Genomic DNA, 21,094 nt, shown 5'->3' with positions numbered 1-21,094 from the left:
TTTTTCCAAATATATTTGGTATGCAAATGTACTAAAATAAGCTGCTTAAAGCACGAATACCCTATACCGTTATGGCTTTTGGTTCAGCTATAAATCCTCCCCGAATTGCAGTAAATAGCCATTGTTGTCGTAAATGGCAAATTCTCTCATGCCATATTCAAAATCTTCGAGCGGGTAACAAATTTCGCACTGATCTTTTAATCTTTCCCAGAGGGTGGTCACCTCGTTTGTTTTAATATAAAGTGAGCCACTCATGATCGCCTTAGGAATGTTACGGTGTTCGTTAGGTTTTGAAAACATGATTTCTATATCATCTTTCCGGAGACTTAACCAGCTGAGGTCATCGAATTGTGCTGCACAGCTAAAGTTTAAAATTTCTGTATAAAATTTTAACGTTGCCGGCATATCATGCGATTCGAGCATGGGCGTAAGTTTGGTGGCGGTATATGTTGACATGATCTAAAATAATAATAAATTATGATTTTACCATATAAGGCATTTGAGAACATGTTCGCTTAAGTTCGAAATTTTACGATAAAACGTAGGTATACCAAGGTGTCTTTGATGGTTCAATATTGAAGGTATATATCCCGACTATCTTACCACCTAAGTTACCTGAGATCATCTGAGCAGGGAGCTGGGACATATTCCCGATTTTAAAGGCTTAGTTGAGCTGAGGTGTGTAAGGTGGTTCCACATCTGAAGCATATACCCCAACTATTTTTATCATCTAAGATGATCTTAGTGATTAACTGTAAAACAAAAAAACTATGCTGGTTGGCATAGTTTTTTTCAATTATTTGTTTGTGATCTCTGTGATCGGTTCTCCGACGGTTCCATTCGGAGTTTGGATATGAAGCAGTGCAGCCAGCGTGGGTGCAATATCAGTCATATAGTGCATTTTATTTGTTGCGCCCGGTTTGATTCCCCAGCCCATAAATACCAATGGAATGTGCGAATCGTAAGGGTTCCAGTTTCCATGTGTTGTACCTGTACTGCCACCGTTAAACCAGTTGGGCTGTAACACATAGTAGATATCGCCACTTCTACGGGCATTGTAGCCATTGGTGATCATTTTTTTCTGGATCTCCTGCAGGGTAGATTGTGATATTTTAGCAATGTCAACTGCATTCTGGAAGCCGTCTAATCTTTTTAGGAATTCTACAGAAGCCGCTTTAATTACATCAAAACTTACATCGCCTTTATCGGTTTTATCATGATCAAAAATGATCTGATTGTTCATTGATCTTAAAACAACATTGTTTACTTTAAATTTATCATTTAAGTAAGTGTTTAGTTTATTTGCGATATCCCGGTCGCTTACTACGCCCGAAGGTAATTTGTTTTCCTGCATAAAGCCAGGTACGTGCGCCGCACCGTGATCGGCAGTTAAAAATACCGTGTAATTTCCTTTACCTACTTTTTTATCCAGGTAGTTGAAAAATTCTTCAAAATCTTTGTCTAAGCGTAAATAAGTATCTTCTGCTTCAACCGAATTCGGACCATAAGCGTGACCAACATAATCGGTAGATGAGCAACTAACGGCTAAGAAATCGGTGATGTTGTCTTGTCCTAAATCTTCAGAAAGGATGGCTAACTTAGCCAGATCTAGCGTAATGGTATTGCCATATGGTGTGCTTCTGATGGCATCGAAGTTTTTATCAATGTTTTGGGTAAGCTGATGCGGGAAAGTGCTCGATTTGCCTTCGTAAGCCTTCTCATCTGCTGTGCTGTTTACATAAGTATTAATGGGATACAAAGTTTCCCAGTTTTTTGCATAAAACTTGTTTGCCAGTTTTAATTTATTGTAATCGGCGATCCAGGTTGGAACTTCTTTCATGTAATAGGTACTGGTAATCCAGTTTCCGGTGCTACCCTGATACCAATATGCTGCATTTGCAGCGTGACCTGCAGGGAGTATCGAACCTCTGTCCTTTAATGAAATGCCAATTACTTTACCTCTAAAATTTGTAGCCAATCTTAACTCATCTGTAATGGTTGTAGTTAACATGTTTTTTGGCGACATATTTCCTTCAGAAGATGGCGTACTGCCTACCGTAGATACCGATGAATCTTCAGTACAGTATACATTCTTTTTGGTTTCCGGATCGTACCAATCATTACCGATGATACCATGAACAGCAGGAACAGAACCGGTATAAATACAGGTATGGCCACAAGCAGTGTAAGTTGGTGTATATGGAATAAATGTGTTTTCTACAGAAAATCCATCGTTGATCAATCTTTTAAAACCGCCATTGGTATAACGGTTGTAGTAGCGGTATAAATAATCCCAACGCATCTGGTCTACAACCAGGCCAACCACCAATTTAGGGCGGGCCACTTCAGCAGGAAATGCTTTTGGCTGCGCTGGAACAGTTTTTTTAGTTTGGGCTGAGGAGAGCGAGATCGATAAAATAGAAAGGGAAAAGATTAGACAGGATATTTTCTTCATTATGTTTTAGTTAAAGGGCTAAATTAATAACTTTTAAGTGAAGATATTTTGAAGTTTATGTAAAGATTTTATATCGCTTCGGCCACCACAAATGTGCTTCCACCGATAAAAACCAGGTCTTTTGGATCTGCAGACTGGATTGCATTTTGTTTTGCTTCGGCAACAGAGGCATAACTGTTCCCTTTTAAATTGAATGTAGCAGCTTGTTCTTGAAGTTTGTCTGCAGCTAAACCGCGTTCTAAATCCGGTCTGCAGAAATAGTAAATAGCATTTTTGGGCATCAATGATAAAACTTTAGAAATGTCTTTGTCGTTAACCATACCAAAAACGATGTGCAGGTTTTGATAAGCCGTTTGATTGATGTTCTTAATCACTTCACTAATCCCTGCTTCGTTATGTCCGGTATCGCAGATCACCAATGGATTTTTGCCCAGCGTTTGCCACCGACCTTGCAAGCCGGTTTGTTTTTTGACCTGGCTTAATCCTTTGTATATCGCTTCCTGATCGGTTTTAATTGCCGTTTTCTCATTAAGGACCGCTAAAGTTTCTAAAACGGTTAAGATATTTTTATGCTGATAAACACCCGTGAGATCACTTTGCAGGTTCTGGTATTTGATTTCACCATCCTGATAAACGGATAAGGATAGTTTAGTGTTCCTGATTTTGAAATCCTGAGCCATTAAGACGGCATCGGCAAAAACGATTGGAGCACTTACTTCTTTTGCTTTACGGATAAAAACCGGAGCAGAGGCTTCCTGTGTTTCACCGATAACCACTGGGACATTCTTTTTAATAATACCGGCCTTTTCGCCAGCAATTTCAGTGAGGGTATTACCTAACATATTCATGTGGTCGAGGCTGATATTGGTGATGACTGAAATTTGTGGCTTGATGATATTGGTAGAATCTAACCTTCCGCCTAAACCCACTTCGATTACGGCCACATCTACCTGATGTTTGGCGAAATGATCGAACGCCATGGCAACGGTTACCTCAAAAAACGAAGGTTCTGTTTTTTCGATCAGTTGCTGTTGTTCTTTTACGAACGACACCACTTCAGTTTTGCTCATCATTTTCCCGTTGATGCGGATGCGTTCTCGGAAATCTTTTAAATGGGGAGAAGTGTACAGGCCTGTTTTGTATCCTTGCAATTGCAGTACTGAAGCCAGCATGTGTGATGTGGATCCTTTACCGTTTGTACCGGCCACATGGATGCTTTTAAACTGATCCTGGGGATTATCCAATGCTTCGCAAAGAATGATGGTATTGGTTAAATCTTTTTTGAACGCAGATGCGCCAACGCGGGTAAACATCGGGAGTTTACTATATAAAAAATCAAGCGTTTGTTGGTAGTCCATAATAGGTGTCAAATATAAGTGATTGGTGTTTGAAGTTTTTTAAAATATTTATTTAGATAATAATCTCGTTATATTCGCTCATCATTTTAACGGTCTCATATAGTGATTAATAAATTTAGTCTATTCCTTTTTGTATTCTTGGCTTGTTTTTTCAAACTTGCTGCGCAAAGTTTCTATGTTAGCTCATCAATTGATCCGATGTTTTCTCCTGGTGGGAGTTATATCTATAAAGTCGAAATTACCACCGAAGGAATAAAGTCGACTAAAATTGCGGATTGTGCGCCTGGTGATCAATATTTTTCAATCGCCATGAATAAAAATAATTTGTTTTGGTTAAACAGTTCAGATATCTACACTGCAGATGTAAAAGAAAACAGTATAGAAAATTGTAGACGCTTGTTTCCAAGCATGGCCTCCTCAAATGCTTTGACACTTGGTTACGATAATAAATTATATTATTGTTCTAGTTTTCTATTCGGAACAGATATCAATACAGGAAAAACAGATATTTTAGGACCTCTTAACTATTTCCCAACGGGTGATGTATGTTTTTATAAAAAGGACCTTTATATGGCTGCTAGTCAGGGGATAGTGAAGGTGAATCTTAAAGAACCTAATAAAAGCACACTTATTATTCCATTGCCTTTTAATATGTCTGTTTTTGGAATTGTAAGTGTTTCTACTGGTCTAAGGAAAAATACCGTCTATGGCCTATCCAATATAAATAATGCTAAAACGGAAATTATTGAATTTGACCTAGAAAATCAAAAGGTAGTTGGGGTAGTGGGAACACTTCCATACACTGTACTTGATGCTGCCAGTATGGTAGAAGATGGGAGTATTGTCGGAATAGAATTCGATCGGGTTGATATAAATCAAGATTGTGCTTCAGGAAATACAGCAAATGTGGATGTATTAACAGCTCCGCATATTGAAGATTTTACCTATACATTAAATGGGGTTACCAATACAACCGGAAAGTTTATGGGATTAGCCAAAGGTCAGTATACGCTCTCTATTAGCTCTGCATCTGATTTTTATACGACAACTGTTGATGTTCCAGAAGTTAATTTGATAAAACCTGTTTATAGCTGGCAGATCAAAAACCAGCTTTGCGAAACCCCCGGTGAAATCATTTTTAGCACTCCCGAACAGAACAGTAACTATCAGATCAAGTATGATGGAAAGTTATATCCGCTAAACAGTACCTTCTCTAATTTATTAAGTGGAAAATCCAATCACTTTGAAATTGTAAATAAATACGGATGTAAAGTTGATGAAAAAGATATTGTTGTAGGGAGGAATAAATGTAAAATCCAATTTGATAAGGTTAATGTGGAGCAACAGTGTGATGCCTTTCATCAGGGCATTATCGATGTTTTAACAAAGCCACACACGGCTGCTTACACCTATACGCTAAATAATGCAACTAACAACTCCACCGGGCTATTTAAAAATTTAATCCCCGGCACTTATACAGTCAGAATTAGTTCGGATGAAGATATGTTTGAAACTACTGTAATTGTACCGGATTATAAACAGTTACAACCAAACTTCTCTTTTGCCAAAATTAATCCAGCCTGTGCCAGTAAAGGTACTATTCAATTTAATTCATTTGCAGCTAGTGCTGATTACAAACTCAAGCTCAAAAATGATATTTTCCCCTACGACCATAGATTCACTAACCTGGAGGTGGGTATCTATCATTTTATTGTGCTGAGTAAAGAGGGATGTCTAATTGATGAGTTTGATATAGAATTGATTTATGAACCTTGCCCGATTTTGATCGATAATATTGAAATCATGGCCGAATGTAATGTTTTGGATAAAGGATTGATAAAAGTGAATAGCCCACCAATTCCAGAAACTTATACTTTTACCCTTAATAATTCGGTGTCAAATAGCACAGGTGTTTTTAATATGCTTAGTCCGGGTAGCTATACGGTCGAAGTAAAAGCATCGGGCGGTGCGCCGGCAGCTTATAAAACTATTGTGATTCCTGATTATTCGTTAACCAAACCAAATACTATTGTCCATGCAAAAAATCCGGTTTGCGATTTAACAGGCGAAATCTCATTTTCGATTGGTGCCCGTTCAACAGATTATAATATCAGGTATAATGGTGTAGTTTATCCCGGTAATTATATTTTTTCTGGGTTATATGAAGGGAGCTACACCTTCTCGATTCTAAAGCTAAATGATTGTATAATAGATGAGTTCAGTGTTTCTTTGGAAACAGAAGCCTGTAATGATATTTCCTTCCCAACCGCTTTCAGTCCCAATTCGGACAATGTAAATGATGGTTTTAAAGCAAAAGAAGGAAGCCGGGCCTTTAATTTTCAGATGCAGATTTTTGACAGAAGGGGAGTAATTATCTTTTCTTCAAATAAATTATATGATGCCTGGAACGGTGATTATAGAGGACAGCCTGTTCCTGTTGGCGTTTACTTTTGGATCGCATCATTCACTACCCAGGAAAATAAGAAGATAATCAAAAAGGGATCGGTAACGTTGATTCGATAGTTCTAAAATATAAGTTAACCGGAGTTATTCTGGAACGAAAGGTGAAGATTTCTTCAGCAGTTAATATCTGACAGCACAAAAAATGGTTAAAAAAAAGGTCTGTGGGGACACAGACCATGGTAATTTAGCTATTTATATTTTTTATTTCACTTTGAAGTTGAACATCACAATCCCGGTTTGTACATCAGGGGCAGATTCTAATTTATTTAGACTTGCACCAAGTACAGCTTGCTCACATTTTCTCCAGAGGGCCAAATCTGACAGGGTAGTGCCTTTTGCGCCGGCACGGGCCTGAACCACCTTGCCATTTTTATCTACACGGATCTGAACGGCAATTTTACCCGCACTTTGTCCGTCATCCTGTATTCTGGGGATATCGATAAATTTTCTGCTGGCCAGTGAAAGCTGAACATTTCCATTTCCCGAGCCGCCTTCTCCATAGTTGGAAGCAAGCGGATCACCATCTTTATCCCCCTGGTTTCCAGGAGTATTTCCTGTTCCATCGCCCTGACCCTGCCCGGTATTCTTTTTGCCCTTGTAAAGCGCATTTTGATTGATTACCGGTTTAGCAGGTTTATCTTCTGTTACCGGAGTAGGTGCAGCTTTAGTTGGTTGTTTTGCTGGTTTGGTGTTTACTGCAATGGCATCCTCAGTATTTTGCGTCTGCACTTCTTTATCACTACTTTCGGTAGCAGTGTTTGGGGTAACTTTTTCTTCAGGAGTTACCTTTTCAGGTGGTTTGCCATTTGCATTTGGATCAGCAGATGGTTCTTCGATACTGGTATAATCATCGCCCATCCCTTCGGCAGAGGTTCCATAATTTACAACCATGCCACCCATACCCACTTCTTCAGGCGGCTGGAAAGAACCAATCACGATAAAAAAGCTGATCAACAATAAAAAGCCCATAATTCCACTTGCAATGGCAATGGCCTTTGGGTAATTATTTTCCTCGTTAGGTATTTGTGCTTTGTAGTTCATTATTTTTTAGGCTCAACGGCTACAACAAGTTTTAATTTTAATTTATTGGCAATATCGTTTACCACAAATCCATCCTGATAGGTCACATTGCGCGATACATATAAAAGAATGGTCATATCAGGTGCCAGTTTTTGGTACGATGCCAATGTAGGTTCTAATTCATCTATACTCACCGGCTTTTTTTCAACGAAATATTTTAAGTTTTCGTCTATTGTAACGGTAACGGCTTTCTTGGCGGTAGATTGCTGTCCGCTAGATGATTGTGGTAACAATAGTTTAACCACGGTAGGATTTACCACGGCAGAGGCCAATAGGAAAAACAGCATCAGGAAGAACATAATATCGTTCAACGCTGAAGTATGTACTTCTACCGATCCTTTTGTTCTTTTGCGTAAATTCATTATTTGCCTGGTTCTTCTAGTAAATCAATAAAATCAATTGCATCGGTTTCCATTTTAAGAATGATTTTTTCCACCATGATGTTTAAAATATGGTACAATACGTAAGCAATAATACCGATAATCAATCCGGTCGCAGAAGTAATCATTTTGGTATATAAACCGCCAGAAATGGTACCGATTTCAATGGCACCTTTAATCGATACCTGGTGGAAGATGGTAATTACCCCAACAATCGTTCCTACGAAACCAAGCATTGGTGCAATACCTGCCACAATACCCAATATGCTGATGTTTTTTTCTAATTTGGAAACTTCTAATTTACCAACATTTTCGATGGCACCTTCGATATCTTTAATCGGTCGGCCGATGCGTTTTAAACCTTTTTGCAACATGCGAGAAAGGGGAGAGTTGTTGTTTCTTAAAAGCGACATGGCACCATCTAAATTTCCCGACTGGATATAAGACCTGATCTGTCCCATGAGGTTGGATTCGTCTTTGGTTGCTTTTTTTATGGTTAAATAACGTTCAAAGAAAATAACCAAAGCCAATAAGGCTAAAAAAGCCAGTGGGATCATTACCCAGCCGCCTTTAAAAAGCAGGTCGATAAAATGTAGTTCTGGCTGTGGCTGTGTTACGGTCTGGTTAACCGCATTTGCCGTGTCTTGTAATGCTTGTGTGGTGTCCTGAATTAATAAAGTTATCATTATGGTTGTGTGTTGTTAGATTCTTGTTGTACGAAATATCCTTTTCCTTTTAGTCTTTTTTCCAAAATATCTTTTTCTTTCTTAGCTTCTTTTTCACTGGTAAAGCGCGCTATACTAACTTTTTTTAAGCGACCTGGTACTTTTGCAATTTCGGCTTTTAAACCGATTTTTTCCATTTGCTTAACAAATACGAGTGCTTTTTTCTCCGATTGAAAAGATGCTGCAATAACGTAAAACGTAGAAGGGCCTGTGTTTGGTACAATTTTATTTTCTTTTGGTTTTTCAGCAGGTAGCGCAACTACAGGTTTTTCTGCTGTTTTAACGACCGCCTTTTTTACAGTATCTGCCTTTTTCTGAACCTGATTGGCTTTTAAAATGCTGTCTGTTTTGGCTATCGAATCCTGTTTTGCCTTCAAGGTATCAACGGCAAGCTTTGGCGAATCGACTACAGTTTGCGCTGGTTTAATAGCTTCTGTTGTTTGGCCGGTGAACAGTTCTGGTTTAACGAGATACGTAATCGCAGCGATAATAACCAAAGCTAAAATCGCGATGGTAATCATCAGCCAGGTAGACATACCCTGCGGTGTTTCCTGCTCGTGATCAATCGGATCATGACCAAAACGGTTAGGGTGCTCGGCATGCTGCTCCTTAATAAATTCAGGCGCTTCAATTACCGGTTCCTCTTGTTTTGGGCCATCGTCTAAATTGATGTACGTTTTTGGTTCGTCTATTTCCGACCTCAGTGAAAAACGACTTGGCTCTTTCTGTTGCGGTAAAATAATAGTTTCTGGCGTAGATTTATTCTCAATTGGATCTATTATTTCCTCAGGTTCAGGAGTTTCAATAGCCTGATGTTCTGCGGCAATATTTTCTACTTCCGATTCTGGCGTATGGCCAAAGCGGTTAGGGCGTTCCTCGTGTTGGGTTACAATCGATTCGGGCACTTCTACTTCTTCCGTAGTATTTGTTTCCTCTTGTGCGTTACCAGGTTCCGGAGTTTCAATTGCCTGGTGTTCTGCGGCAATATTTTCTACTTCCGATTCGGGCGTATGTCCAAAACGGTTGGGGTGTTCCTCGTGTTGGGTTACAATCGATTCGGGCACTTCTACTTCTTTCGTAGTATTTGCTGCCTCTGGTGCGTCATCAGGCTCAGGTGTTTCAATTGCCTGGTGTTCTGCGGCAATGTTTTCTATTTCCGATTCTGGCGTATGACCAAAACGCTCAGGGTGTTCTTCGTGCTGTTCTTTGATAAACTCAGGAGCCTCAACAACTCCTGCTGTTGCATTCTCTGAATGTTTTAAAGTATTTTTAAGATCATCTTTAACTTCATCCAGTTCTACATTTTCGATTACCGGATGATGGTATGATTTATTTTCGAATGGTGAAGATGCCACCGGTGCTTCCGAAATTTCGTCGTAAATTTCTTCCTCTTCTTTTGGTAGAGCAGGTTTTTCTTCCGCTATGGCTGTTTCTGCTAATGATGGTAAGCCATAAAATTCAGAACCATAGTTCATGTTTTTAACCGGTTCGAAACTTATTCCCTGTTCGGTAAAAAATAAACGGCCGGTATTTTCTAGTTCAACTTCGTGGTTTAACTCCAGTTTTTGGTTTACTTCCTCAACAAACTGTTCAATATCGTATTTGGCGCTATCTTTAGAGATATTCCTTTTGGCGGAAATGAAATCTATTAAGGCTTCTTCTTCAGTTGATTCGGTAGAAAACTGCAGGGTATATCCCGGAGGTAAAAACGTTTGTTTTTCCTTATCGTATCTTCCAGGGTATTTCTTTTTATAAAAGGTGCCCAAGCCGGTAATACCAACTTCTTTGCGTTGCTGCAAGAGTGCTAACAGGTATGATAAGATATCCATTCGGGTAAAATTAAGCGTTTAAAATTAAAAATTATATTCTACCTTCAAATAGTGTCAGTGAGTGTATAATACACCCTATTCCAAAAAGGGGACAAAAACGGCTACAGTTTTGTTATTCTAATCCTGAAATTTTCACAGTTTTTATAACCTATATCTGTATCCGCGCAAAGATAACGGTTACAAAGATAGAAATGGTATGTTAGTAAGCAAATGGCTAAATCGATATAATGCCGAAATGGCGTGGCTCGGGAAGATGGGCCGTAAAAAAGCAGGGCAGCTGATGCCGCCCTACTGATCATATTTGCAGCGATTGCAGATTTATTGATTTATATCTTTTATAAAGTATAAAATTGTTTCCTGTTTAAATGCCTATGGCGTATACGTAGTGGTTTTGCCACCATATAAGTTGCTCGATATGCTTGATAAATAGGTGTGTACATCATTATTAGGCAGATTATAGTATAAGTAAATGCCATAACCGTTATTAATGGTTTGTGTAGCTAATGATGCCGCTGTAGATGAACTGGTTGCCTGAATATCAACTGCTGCCGGACCAAGATTTGCCTGGCTTAATCCTGGTACATTTGGTGGAGAAAAGCTGCCGTAAATGGCATTCCAGCTATAATTTACTTTAGATCCTACGGTAACGCCATTAAAAGATAATCTCGAAGCTGCCGGACCGAAGAAGTAAAAGGAAATAATCTTATTTGGCATCAATTGTCTAAGCGCGGTTACGAGGTATACAAATGAACTGTCGTTTGGCTGTCCCGTTCCGTTATTACCATATTCTGCATATTCGTCGTCGAAATCGATACCATCCAGACCATATGTGGTAACTGCATTAGCCAGTTGTTGTGCAAATGCAGTTGCCGATGCCTGCGAGGTGAAATTACAAAAACCCGCCCCCTGGTGGTTACCCAGGATGGATAATAGTACCTTTATGCCTTTATCCTGTAAGGGTTTGATATAGGTTGTCCTGTTATTCAGCACGTTGGTTACGTTTGGGTTAAAGCCCAATACGGCTTTTTGTGTTGAGGTATTGTAGTTGATATTCGCCGCAAAAATAATGGCGATGTCGAACAGTTGTTCTCCCGAAGAGAGTTTATACTTTCCTACATTCCGGATATCGTTACTGTTTACTTCAACGTAACATACACCTTTTGGGCCGGGTACCCCGATAGCTGAGGTAGATGCTTTTTTAGCCGGACCGGTTAAAATTTCACTCTGGGTGATGTCTTTTTTCTTACAGCCACTTATAGCAACGGTAAAAAAGATAGCCACAGTTAATATGGCGTTTTTGCATGTTAACAATTTGGTAGTTGTCATAATTTTTGTTTTAAATTGGTTAGAAATTGATTGTAATCGCTACAAACAGATTTTTTTATATTATGGATATTGACATTTTATCTCATATCTATCCATAAATTCAGGTTTTAAGGAAAAGGTTGGTTCTTCTTTTTCTGAACTGATTTTTTGCCGTATAAAATAGGGTGGAAGCTGTTAACGGCAGAACGCCGGAAACATCAGGTTTTCTCATAGGTTTAAAATTTTGGTTAGAAATGGTTTGCTATAAAAAAGGTAGGATAACTTTCGTCATCCTACCCGGTATTGTTTGTGTGTTAAAAATTTGCTTTGTTTACGTCCCACCATAATCTGGTGCCGCCATTATCTGGTCCGCCTAAAAGGGCAACGGCTTTAGGAATTTCATCTTTATTACCGTTTCCATATTCTGTTGATGGATAAGGTAATCTTCTGATCTGGATTTGAGTATCGATAGTTCCGCCGCTGTTGTTACTGGCTACAGTAAATAGTTTAGGATAACCTGTCCGTCTGTACTCGCTCCAGGCTTCCTGCCCGTCAGGAAATATTGCCAGCCATTTTTGGGTAATAATACGCTCCAGTTTTTGTTCATTGGTAGCTGTAGGATCCCATTTAATGGTAATGGTACTTACTGCTGAAGCGTTATTTGCCGGGTTTTTCGGATCAACATAAGCTGTTTGTTTGCTTGTTGCATCAGTTAAGTAATTGCCTGCGCTTACATTCCATTGTTGTAATGAAGTGGTAATACCCGTTTCGTAATCAGTCTGTGCATCACCCGATCCTGTCCAGCCGCGTAAAGCTGCTTCCGCTTTCAAAAACCAAACTTCGGCAGCAGTCATTAAAATCTGTGGGGCTTTTTGTCCGGCAGGAGATTTGGCCATGTCAGAAGAATTTATGCTCGAATAGGTTTTATAACCTGGTTTACCTAAACCGTTAAACGATGTATTCGCGCCCGATCTGATACCAATGTACTGGCCCGTGAATAAAGGGTCTTTAGCAGGAGTAGCATAAACAGGTAAACGCGGATCATTATAACCTACCAAATAGGTTTGCAAGGCTGCACCAAGCCCGTTATCTCCATCATAAGCAACCGTTACCACCCATACATCATTATCTCGTGTTCCCGATTGCGCCACAGCAGCATTATCAGCAACTGTGGTTAAGAGGCCACCTGGCGCGTTTAATGCTTTTTCGCCCTGAAGTTTGGCCGTATTAGCATCGGCTTTAACAATACGCATCGCCAAACGCAAGCGTAAAGAGTTGGCCAGTTTCAACCACTTAACCGGATCTCCGGCATAAATTAAATCACCTTTATCATAAAAGGCAGGTTTGCCAGGATTCGCAGTAATGTATGCCTGTAAATTGTTCGCCGCCGTATCAATCTGTTTAAAAAAGGCATCGTATACCGTTTTCTGATCATTATAAGGGGTGGATACCAATGACGAACCTGCAGTAGTATAAGGGATAGGACCAAATTTATCGGTTACCCTGCTCATGGCCATTACCTGTACCAAAAGTGAAATTCCCCATGATTCAGGCGATTGTGTTTTTACCACACTCTGGCCAATTTTAGAAATAGGTGCCATTACGTAGTTATATTGATCATTAAAACCAGCACTGTTCCATCCATTGTTGAGCGAATAGTTCATATTGTTAATTCCTCCAAATGGGTTTGGAGCCATCATATAACCGCTAAAAGCATCAGCACTCAGATTCTGGGCAATCTGGTAGTTATGAAAGATTTCCTGCTCTATCGGGCCGATTGCCGATTTTAAAAGGGCAGTGGTCTGTTCTGGTGAAAGTGAATTTGGATTCGTGTTAAAATCTTCAAAGTTTTTTGTACATCCAAAATTTAGGGCCATTAATGATGCCAGCAAAACAGCTGACAAACCTTTAATCCTGTTATTTGAGGATTTATGATATATAGTTTTCATGTTGTTTTCGAATAGAATTAAAATGATACATTTAGATTGAAACCTAAACTGCGTGTAGCAGGCTGGTTAAAAACATCTACACCAGACAAACCGTTTCCGGTCGACATGGTAAGTTCGGGATCGAAAGGTGCTTTTTTATAAAAATAAAACAAGTTTCTGCCGGTAACCGAAAATTTAACACTCTTAAACGTTTTGCCCGTTAGCGGAAGGGTGTAGCCTAAGGCCGCTTCTCTTAAACGTACCACAGTTGCACTGTAAATATATTCGCCTGATACGCCCGCTCTGCCACCAACAAATGAATAGTAGCTTTGAGGGTTAATGGTTGTGGATACTGCATTGCCTTTGGTATCTACACCGTCTATTTTAACGCCACCCTGGTTTCTGGCAACACCAGTTGCTTCAGATGCACCAGCTTCATCCATCAAGGCTTCGGTTAACGATAACACCTGACCACCAAATTTGCCATCAACCAGGAAACTTAAGCTAAAGTCTTTGTAACTAAAATTGTTGCTCCAGCCCAGTTGGAATTTTGGATTTGGATTGCCGATATAATTAAAATCAGTGCTTTTAAGTGGAGTGTAAGGAGAAGCCGTAGTACCATCGCCACCTAAAATAATGCGGTTTTGCGCATCACGCTGTAAAGTATAGCCATAAATATCACCATATGATCCGCCAACTTGTAACCTCGAGATATAAGAAGTATTACCAGCTCCGGTTAAATCTATACTGTTGATTTTATCTGCAGATGCAATATCGATGATCTTATTTCTATTTAAAGAGCCGTTTATCGATGTGTTCCAGTTTAATCCATCGCCCTTAACCACGTCTGCTCCCAAAATAAACTGAAAACCTTTATTTTCTACATTACCCGCATTAAGGTATCCCGTTGATACCAATGATGATGGCGGAGCCACTACCGGAATATATTGATTTCTGGTATTGGTTTTGTAATAGGTAAAGCTAAAATTGATGCGGTTTGAAAGAAAACGTAAATCCGTTCCAATTTCAAATGATTTTGTACGCTCTGGCATTAATTCTCTAAAAGCAGCATTGGTATTGAAATTTAATGCACCGTCTGATTTTAAAGTGTTTTGAATAAAAGTAAGATAAGGAGGTACTGTGTTTCCAACTTCGGCATAAGTTCCCCTCACTTTGGCATAGGTAATGGCTTCAGGAAGTTTAAACATTTGAGATACGATAAACGATAAACCCACTGAAGGATAGAAATAAGAATCGTTTGGTGTGTACGACAAATTAGAAGACCAATCATTTCTACCTGTTACCGTTAAAAAAGCCCAATCTTTGTAAGAGATATTAGCATTACCAAATAAAGCCTGTAACTGACTATGGTTTGGAATAATTGGTACAACATTGGTTAAGGTATTTCCAGGAAATGTTCCCGGTTGAGCAACGATGGTGTTGGCTGGTGAGAAGAAATCAACTGCCGAAAGGTTACCGGCTAAAGATAAGCCTGCTGTTTTCTGGTCGTTTACACTTCCGCCGATCAATCCGTTGATTTTAAAATCAGAACCTGTCATTGGAACGGTAAAGTTGGCAATCGCATCCGCATACTTTTGAACATAGGTTTGGTTGCTTTGTGCAAAATAACCTGTTCCTGTCGAATTGAAATTGGTTGCAATTCCAGAATATCTGCGGTTTTCATAATCATCAGTAGTTCGGTCTATATTTCCCCTAACCTGGATATTTAACCAAGGTGCAACATCGTATTTTATGCTACCACTCAATAAAAAACGGTTGCGGATCGAAGTATTTGGGTTTAGGTTGGTTAAAAACCAGGGGTTCTGGTTAATATCTGTAGCACCTCCCAGCCAGTTCTGACGGGCACCACCTTCGTTCCCAGCCAATAAATACTGATCCTTATATGGTGTTATATCTACGCCTCTCGGAAAAAGGTACAAACCCAATAAAGGATTAAGGTAAAGACCTAGAGAAGGACTGTTATTGATCTTCTGATTGATGTAGTTTACACTTCCATCAACTGTTAATTTATTGTTTAAAAACTTGGCTGTTTCGCGCAGGTTTAAATTGTTCCTGTTCAGCTTATTGCCCGGCTGGATGCCACTGGCATAAGTATTTGAATAAGAAAAATAAGTCTGTGCAATTTCCGAACCACCCGAAAGATTGATCGCATTCGAGGTATTGATACCTGTTTTGAAAAATTCTTTTAAGTTATCGGTGGTATTGCCGATTGCTGATCCCCAGCTATCTCTTATAGTTGTAGAGGCTGGCCCATAGCTGTTCTGGAACTTCGGTTTGTAAGCGATATTGTCGATATTTACACCTGAAGAAAAGCCGATTTCTGTTTTGCCAGCCTTACCTTGTTTGGTGGTAATTAAAATTACACCGTTTTGCGCCTGGCTACCGTATAATGCTGCAGCTGAAGCACCTTCTAAAACAGTGATGCTTGCAATATCGTCGGGGTTTAGGTTAGAAATACCATCGCCACCATCCTGACCACCACCAAACACGCTGTTCTGCTGACCATTGGCATTACCATTGTTGCTGATGGGCACACCATCAATTACATATAAAGGTTGATTGTTGCCACTTACTGAACGGCTTCCCCTTAAAATTACTTTGGCCGAACCACCTACACCTGAAGCACTTGGGCTAATCGTTAAGCCTGCAACTTTTCCGTTCAGCGAGTTCATTAAGTTAGGGCTTTTTACCTTCGACAGTTCATCACCGGAAACTTGCTGCGTGTTGTAGGTTAACGATTTCTCCGATCTTTTAATTCCCAGTGCTGTTACCACTACGGTTTCAAGGTTTTTAGAATCGCTTGATAAAGTAACGTCAACAGTACTTTGCGTACCTACTGTAACTTCTTTGCTCTGGTAACCGATAAAGGAGAATACCAATACATCGCCGGTTTTAGCTGCGATGCTGTATTGCCCTGAAGTATTGGTTTGCGTTCCACCTTGTGCACCCTTTATGGTAATGGTTACACCCGGTAAGGTCGCACCCGTTTCATCTTTTACTGTTCCTTTAATCACATCCTGATAAACCGAATGGAAAGAAACTGCCCGATTAAAATGATCTGCTGGTGTTGCTGCATACAGGCCTGCTGATGCATAAAGCAATAAGCATGTGAGCTGTAGAGATTTTTTCATATTCATTATGAATAATTTTGAATAAGTATTTGGTTAATTGTTTGCCTCCTTCAGGATTTCCATCCATCCGGTTTTATAGTGAAGAGTATTTTGTTTACACAAATTGCCTACAAGGAAATTGAAATTATTTTTATTTTTTTTTCTTTGCGCCTTATCGGGGTTATGGAAACGGAAAATAGGGAAGGGTTTTTGTCACGCCCTCCTGAATGGAAGGGTGGGGATGCATAGAAAACCACGGCGTATTTTTAGTGGGGAATTTGTCTTGCTGAGCGCAGCGAAAGATCTGCTGGCGATGAGCACTGAGGCCAGAGCAGCAATTGCTTAGCTGCGCTAAGGTGACTTAGGTGGTAAAATAAAAATGAGGATTAAACTAAAGCACAATAGCGCTCTATATTGCGATTCGAAATTTAGAAATAATGTCAGATGGTAACATCTGACACCACTGAAAAGAAAAAACCTTTCAGAATAGCAATTCGCTTAGCTGCGCTAAGGTGACTTAGGTGGTAAAATAAAAAATGAGGATTAAAATAAAGCACAATAGCGTTCTATATTGCGATTCGAAATTTAGAAATAATGTCAGATGGTAACATCTGACACCACTGAAAAGAAAAAACCTTTCAGAGCAGCAATTGCTTAGCTGCGCTAAGGTGGTTTAGGTGGTAAAATAAAAATGAGGATAAAACTATAGCACAATGGCGCTCTATATTGCGATTCGAAATTTAGAAATAATGTCAGATGGTAACATCTGACACCACTGAAAAGAAAAGACCTTTCAGAGCAGCAATTGCTTAGCTGCGCTAAGGTGGCTTAGGTGGTAAAATAAAAAATGAGGATTAAACTATAGCACAATAGCGCTTTATATCGCGATTCGAAATTAGCAATAGTCTCAGATGGTAACATCTGACACCACTAAAATTAATTAATCCCCCATTTGTAATTGGGCTCGCTTCCCATCACCAGGGTCAGTTTCCCACCTTTTAATAGTTCGGAACTGGGGAAAGAAAAGTTATTTAATATTTTGCCATTAAGGCTTGCGCTTTGGACATATTTATTCACTCTTGAGGTATTTTTAGCTTCGATGGTAAATGATTTACCTCTTCCGTATTGATTGCCAAGATCAATCACCACTTTGTTAAATAAAGGACTCCCGATTTCGTACTGCGGACTGGTGCTGCAGCCACCATCTGTTTGAAAGAGGCCTAAAGAGGTCATGATGAACCAGGCACTCATCTGCCCCTGGTCTTCATCTCCGAGATAGGCATTGGCAATATCGAAACCATAATACCTGTCGATAATGGCCCTGCTCCATTTTTGGGTTAACCAGGGTTTCTGTACAAAGTTGAAGAGGAAAGCAAAGTGCATCGATTGTTGATTTCCCTGCATAATAGGGTAATCCCAATAGGCATCGTTTGGCGCATTAAAGCGCCATTTGTAGCTTTCATTAAAACCCCATTCCAGTCTGTCGGTAAATTTTTTCTTTCCGATGAGATTCGCCAGGCCACGTACATCCTGAGGGACAAAAAAAGTAAGCTGCCAGGCATTTCCTTCCACGTAATGTTCGTTTGCGCCAGATTTAAAGGGATCAAAATCCGGGAACCACGTGCCGTCTGATTTTTTCATACGGGCGAAGCCTGAAGCGGTATCAATCACGTTTTTCCACCAGTTGCCCCGATCAGAAAATTCGGTATATTCTTTTTCCTTGCCAAGGGTTTTGGCAAATTGGCTAACCGTCCAGTCATCATAAGCATATTCCAAACTGTTGCTAAACCTTCCTTTATCATAGGGTACATAATGATGTTCGAGATAAGGCAATAAATCTTCATTACCGGCCATTCCTTTACCCACCGTGGCAGCAGGTTGGGTTTGCATTTTGTAAACAGCAGAAAAAGCTTTCTGGGCATCATAATCACGTATCCCCATTTGATATGCGCCAACAACAAGTGGGATTTCGTGCTCCGCAACCATCACGGGGATATATTCCATACCCGCCGGGCCCTTAGCCAGATAACCATTGGCATCGTACATGGCCAATTGTGATTTGACCCATTTAGACGACCATTCAGGTGTTACCAGGTTCCAAAATTGGTTCAGATTCCAGAAAGTGTTCCAGAAGGCGTCGCATCCTAAAGCCACATCGTTCGGGTTTGTAAATTTTCTTTTTTGCTCAGTTGCATCAATCCAGGATCCATCGGTATCGCTCCATGTATTCCGGCTGCAAAGCGCACGGTACATATTGCTGTAAAATCTGGTTTTCTCCCTGCTATCGTCTGAAGATATCGCCACCCGATCCATTAACTTATTCCAGGTGGCTACATGCGCGGCACGTACGCCTTCAAAATTCCAGCCGAAAGGTTTTTCTACTTCTTCTTTAAGGTTGCGCGCTGCACCTTCAATACTCACCAGCGAAATACCCGAGCGTGCCTGTACCACGTTTTTGCTTTGCGTATCAAATTCGGCATACATGCCTGCGTCAAGAACATCTTTACCGGTTATACTTAACCCGGACTGAGCTTTGCCATTCACCCAGCCACCGATTTTCTTGATATCCTGATCAAATTCGATTACGAAATTTACGGTATAATCCTGATCAACCCCTCCCGACCATGCATTGGCGGTTTGCTGTACACTATAGCCCTCAATCCGGCGTTTATTCACCTTAGTCATCTGAAAGCTTTTAATCTTATAATCGTATTCGGCCGGTACTTTAAGATCGATCATCACTCTGCCATCTTTTGTTTTAGGGAAAGTATAGCGTTGAAAGCCACATCTGGTGGTGGAAGTTAATTCTGCTTTAATGCCATACTTTTTAAGCATCACCGAATAGTATCCAATGGGTGCTTTCTCCGTGCTTTTATCAATATCGGAGCGATAGCCGTCATTTTGCTTGTCCTGCGATCCTATCTTGTATTTAATTTCACCATTTACCGGCATCATACCTAAGCCAGCCATTGTCCACTCGTGGATGTGACTAAAAGTACCTACACTCTCTACCGTGGGATCGTATCCTGCCATCCATCCCGGATTTTGGTTATCCGGACTTAATTTAACCATGCTAAAGGGCATCCATGGGCCCGGTGCTATCATCCATCTGGAATGCGCGGTGCCGATTTTAGTGTCTGCGTATCCCGCACTTATTTTCAATGGTTGTTCAGAAGCTAAAACTGTACCCTCAGCAATAATTTTGCCTGCCGATAATACTTGCCAGGCTGTTTTTTTAGGCTGTTTGGATACAGGCATAGGTGCTTCCAATATATATCTGCCGGTATCTATCTGGGTGTTTAATACGTTTTTTCCGTCGATTTTTATGGCAATTGATGGTTTGTTATCCAGGTGTTCAATATCGACAAGCAAGGGCTGCATGAGGTTTCCATTTTTAGGGATGGTATAATCTGCAGCTTTTACATTTCTAACATATACATCTTTCGATGCCAGGGGATGTAATGATGCGTTGCCTTCCAATCTGAGGTCATCAAATATCAACCACGAACCTTCGAGTATAGTTAATGTGATGGCATTTCCACCCTGATGTAATAAACCGGCTGGAATGTCAACTTTATAAGCTATTGCTTTTAAATCATTTTTATCTCCATAAATTCCCTGGTCTTTTTCGTTTGCGGGCAGGCGGAACTTAAAATCCTTTCCATTGATGGTTACTTTAAATAATGGTGGGTTTTTTCCATTGTAACCCAATATGTCGGTAATAAACTGAAATTTTTCTGCATATTTAAATGGTTTTAGGTCAAACAGTACATTTAACTGGTGCGAGCGGATGCCCGAAGTTGGACCAGTGCCGCCCCAGCCGTCTGCCGTGCCCGGAAGTACATAAGGCCAATCGGTAGCTGGATTTGATTTACCCACCAGGTAATAACGGTCTTCCCAACCAAAATCCTGTGCCAAAAACTGTTGATAATGGCCTGGAGCCAAAGCAAATCCGTCAGTTTTGTTGTCTTTTTCGCCTATTTTCCAAACGATATTATTTTGTGCAATGCTTAATGCAGGTAAACTAATGGTGATAAACACTGCGAACAAAAAACTGGTGAGTAAGACTTTAAATCTCTTCATATTGATCGGGATGATATTATAGGTTGTTAGGTTAAAAACAATTAGAAATAATTTGTATGTACAAACATATAGAGTGAAAGTTTATAATCAAAATTAAAAATGTGTTAAATTCTTCAGTATTGTTGAAAGTTTATTTAAATAGCTTTTATTCAGTAATGTAATCGTGATTTGGTTGGTTTTAGTCATTAGCTATATGTCATTAAATAGGCTGTAATTTTTTATTTCAGTTATTTGAAATTCAAATTAATGTTTATATGTTTGTACATACAGGCTAACCAAAATATTTCCTATTAAAAAACACATTGAAAAAAGAGATCTGGATCTTTTAAATCTGGTTATCAATAACAAATTTCAAAC

Annotated in this window: 12 protein-coding genes and 1 pseudogene; 1 reads left to right on the top strand and 12 read right to left on the bottom strand. The window is 39.8% G+C overall.

Going from position 1 to position 21,094, the window contains the following annotated elements; genetic code table 11:
• Positions 1-87: 87 nt before the first annotated feature.
• The 3 genes from AC04Q1_RS23855 to AC04Q1_RS23845 all read right to left on the bottom strand — a co-directional run bounded on the left by AC04Q1_RS23855 (position 88) and on the right by AC04Q1_RS23845 (position 3,813).
• The gene (locus AC04Q1_RS23855; protein WP_478367059.1) at positions 88-456 is read right to left on the bottom strand and encodes a VOC family protein; all 369 of its coding nucleotides are present in this window, start codon (positions 454-456) and stop codon (positions 88-90) included.
• 340 nt (positions 457-796) lie between these two features.
• Positions 797-2,455 carry an alkaline phosphatase PafA gene (pafA, locus tag AC04Q1_RS23850; RefSeq protein WP_478367058.1) on the bottom strand — a complete coding sequence of 553 codons (1,659 nt, stop codon included), beginning with the start codon at positions 2,453-2,455 and terminating at the stop codon, positions 797-799.
• 68 nt (positions 2,456-2,523) lie between these two features.
• A complete protein-coding gene (locus AC04Q1_RS23845; RefSeq protein ID WP_478367057.1) occupies positions 2,524-3,813 on the bottom strand; it encodes a bifunctional folylpolyglutamate synthase/dihydrofolate synthase in 1,290 nt (429 codons plus the stop codon).
• Between the two features lie 102 nt (positions 3,814-3,915).
• On the opposite strand from AC04Q1_RS23845, the gene AC04Q1_RS23840 reads away from it, so the two are divergent.
• Positions 3,916-6,336 carry a T9SS type B sorting domain-containing protein gene (locus tag AC04Q1_RS23840; RefSeq protein ID WP_478367056.1) on the top strand — a complete coding sequence of 807 codons (2,421 nt, stop codon included), beginning with the start codon at positions 3,916-3,918 and terminating at the stop codon, positions 6,334-6,336.
• Positions 6,337-6,477: 141 nt separating this feature from the next.
• Here the strand turns inward: AC04Q1_RS23840 and AC04Q1_RS23835 are convergent, their stop codons facing one another.
• The 9 genes and pseudogenes from AC04Q1_RS23835 to AC04Q1_RS23795 form a co-directional block, all read right to left on the bottom strand.
• Entirely contained in the window at positions 6,478-7,317 is an 840-nt protein-coding gene (locus AC04Q1_RS23835; protein WP_478367055.1) for an energy transducer TonB, read from the bottom strand.
• A complete protein-coding gene (locus AC04Q1_RS23830) occupies positions 7,317-7,718 on the bottom strand; it encodes an ExbD/TolR family protein (protein ID WP_316845934.1) in 402 nt (133 codons plus the stop codon). The genes AC04Q1_RS23835 and AC04Q1_RS23830 overlap by 1 nt, the downstream gene beginning before the upstream one ends.
• Positions 7,718-8,422, bottom strand: coding sequence for a MotA/TolQ/ExbB proton channel family protein (locus tag AC04Q1_RS23825; RefSeq protein ID WP_478367054.1), 705 nt, complete (start codon positions 8,420-8,422; stop codon positions 7,718-7,720). The genes AC04Q1_RS23830 and AC04Q1_RS23825 overlap by 1 nt, the downstream gene beginning before the upstream one ends.
• A complete protein-coding gene (locus AC04Q1_RS23820) occupies positions 8,422-10,056 on the bottom strand; it encodes an SPOR domain-containing protein (RefSeq protein ID WP_478367063.1) in 1,635 nt (544 codons plus the stop codon). The genes AC04Q1_RS23825 and AC04Q1_RS23820 overlap by 1 nt, the downstream gene beginning before the upstream one ends.
• A gap of 96 nt (positions 10,057-10,152) precedes the next feature.
• Positions 10,153-10,290: pseudogene (locus AC04Q1_RS23815) on the bottom strand (HU domain-containing protein); the annotation flags it as partial.
• A 369-nt stretch (positions 10,291-10,659) separates the two neighbouring features.
• Positions 10,660-11,616: an endo-beta-N-acetylglucosaminidase H gene (locus AC04Q1_RS23810; RefSeq protein ID WP_478367053.1), complete on the bottom strand. Its 957-nt coding sequence runs from the start codon at positions 11,614-11,616 to the stop codon at positions 10,660-10,662.
• A gap of 293 nt (positions 11,617-11,909) precedes the next feature.
• On the bottom strand, positions 11,910-13,544 hold the full coding sequence (locus AC04Q1_RS23805; protein ID WP_478367052.1) for a SusD/RagB family nutrient-binding outer membrane lipoprotein: 1,635 nt from the start codon (positions 13,542-13,544) through the stop codon (positions 11,910-11,912).
• A 17-nt stretch (positions 13,545-13,561) separates the two neighbouring features.
• Positions 13,562-16,675, bottom strand: a complete 3,114-nt coding sequence (locus AC04Q1_RS23800) for a SusC/RagA family TonB-linked outer membrane protein (protein WP_478367051.1) — start codon at positions 16,673-16,675, stop codon at positions 13,562-13,564.
• A gap of 915 nt (positions 16,676-17,590) precedes the next feature.
• Positions 17,591-20,737, bottom strand: a complete 3,147-nt coding sequence (locus AC04Q1_RS23795) for a GH92 family glycosyl hydrolase (RefSeq protein WP_478367050.1) — start codon at positions 20,735-20,737, stop codon at positions 17,591-17,593.
• Between the last annotated feature and the right edge of the window lie 357 nt (positions 20,738-21,094).

The organism is Pedobacter humicola (assembly GCF_056490705.1).
This window is presented reverse-complemented; position numbering and strand designations above follow the sequence as displayed.

Excerpts from the sequence above, each read along its gene's own strand:
- AC04Q1_RS23855 (WP_478367059.1), bottom strand. The coding sequence starts at position 456 with ATGTCAACATATACCGCCACCAAACTTACGCCCATGCTCGAATCGCAT.
- AC04Q1_RS23830 (WP_316845934.1), bottom strand. The coding sequence starts at position 7,718 with ATGAATTTACGCAAAAGAACAAAAGGATCGGTAGAAGTACATACTTCA.
- AC04Q1_RS23845 (WP_478367057.1), bottom strand. The coding sequence starts at position 3,813 with ATGGACTACCAACAAACGCTTGATTTTTTATATAGTAAACTCCCGATG.
- AC04Q1_RS23825 (WP_478367054.1), bottom strand. The coding sequence starts at position 8,422 with ATGATAACTTTATTAATTCAGGACACCACACAAGCATTACAAGACACG.
- AC04Q1_RS23800 (WP_478367051.1), bottom strand. The coding sequence starts at position 16,675 with ATGAAAAAATCTCTACAGCTCACATGCTTATTGCTTTATGCATCAGCA.
- AC04Q1_RS23835 (WP_478367055.1), bottom strand. The coding sequence starts at position 7,317 with ATGAACTACAAAGCACAAATACCTAACGAGGAAAATAATTACCCAAAG.
- AC04Q1_RS23795 (WP_478367050.1), bottom strand. The coding sequence starts at position 20,737 with ATGAAGAGATTTAAAGTCTTACTCACCAGTTTTTTGTTCGCAGTGTTT.
- AC04Q1_RS23805 (WP_478367052.1), bottom strand. The coding sequence starts at position 13,544 with ATGAAAACTATATATCATAAATCCTCAAATAACAGGATTAAAGGTTTG.
- pafA (WP_478367058.1), bottom strand. The coding sequence starts at position 2,455 with ATGAAGAAAATATCCTGTCTAATCTTTTCCCTTTCTATTTTATCGATC.
- AC04Q1_RS23810 (WP_478367053.1), bottom strand. The coding sequence starts at position 11,616 with ATGACAACTACCAAATTGTTAACATGCAAAAACGCCATATTAACTGTG.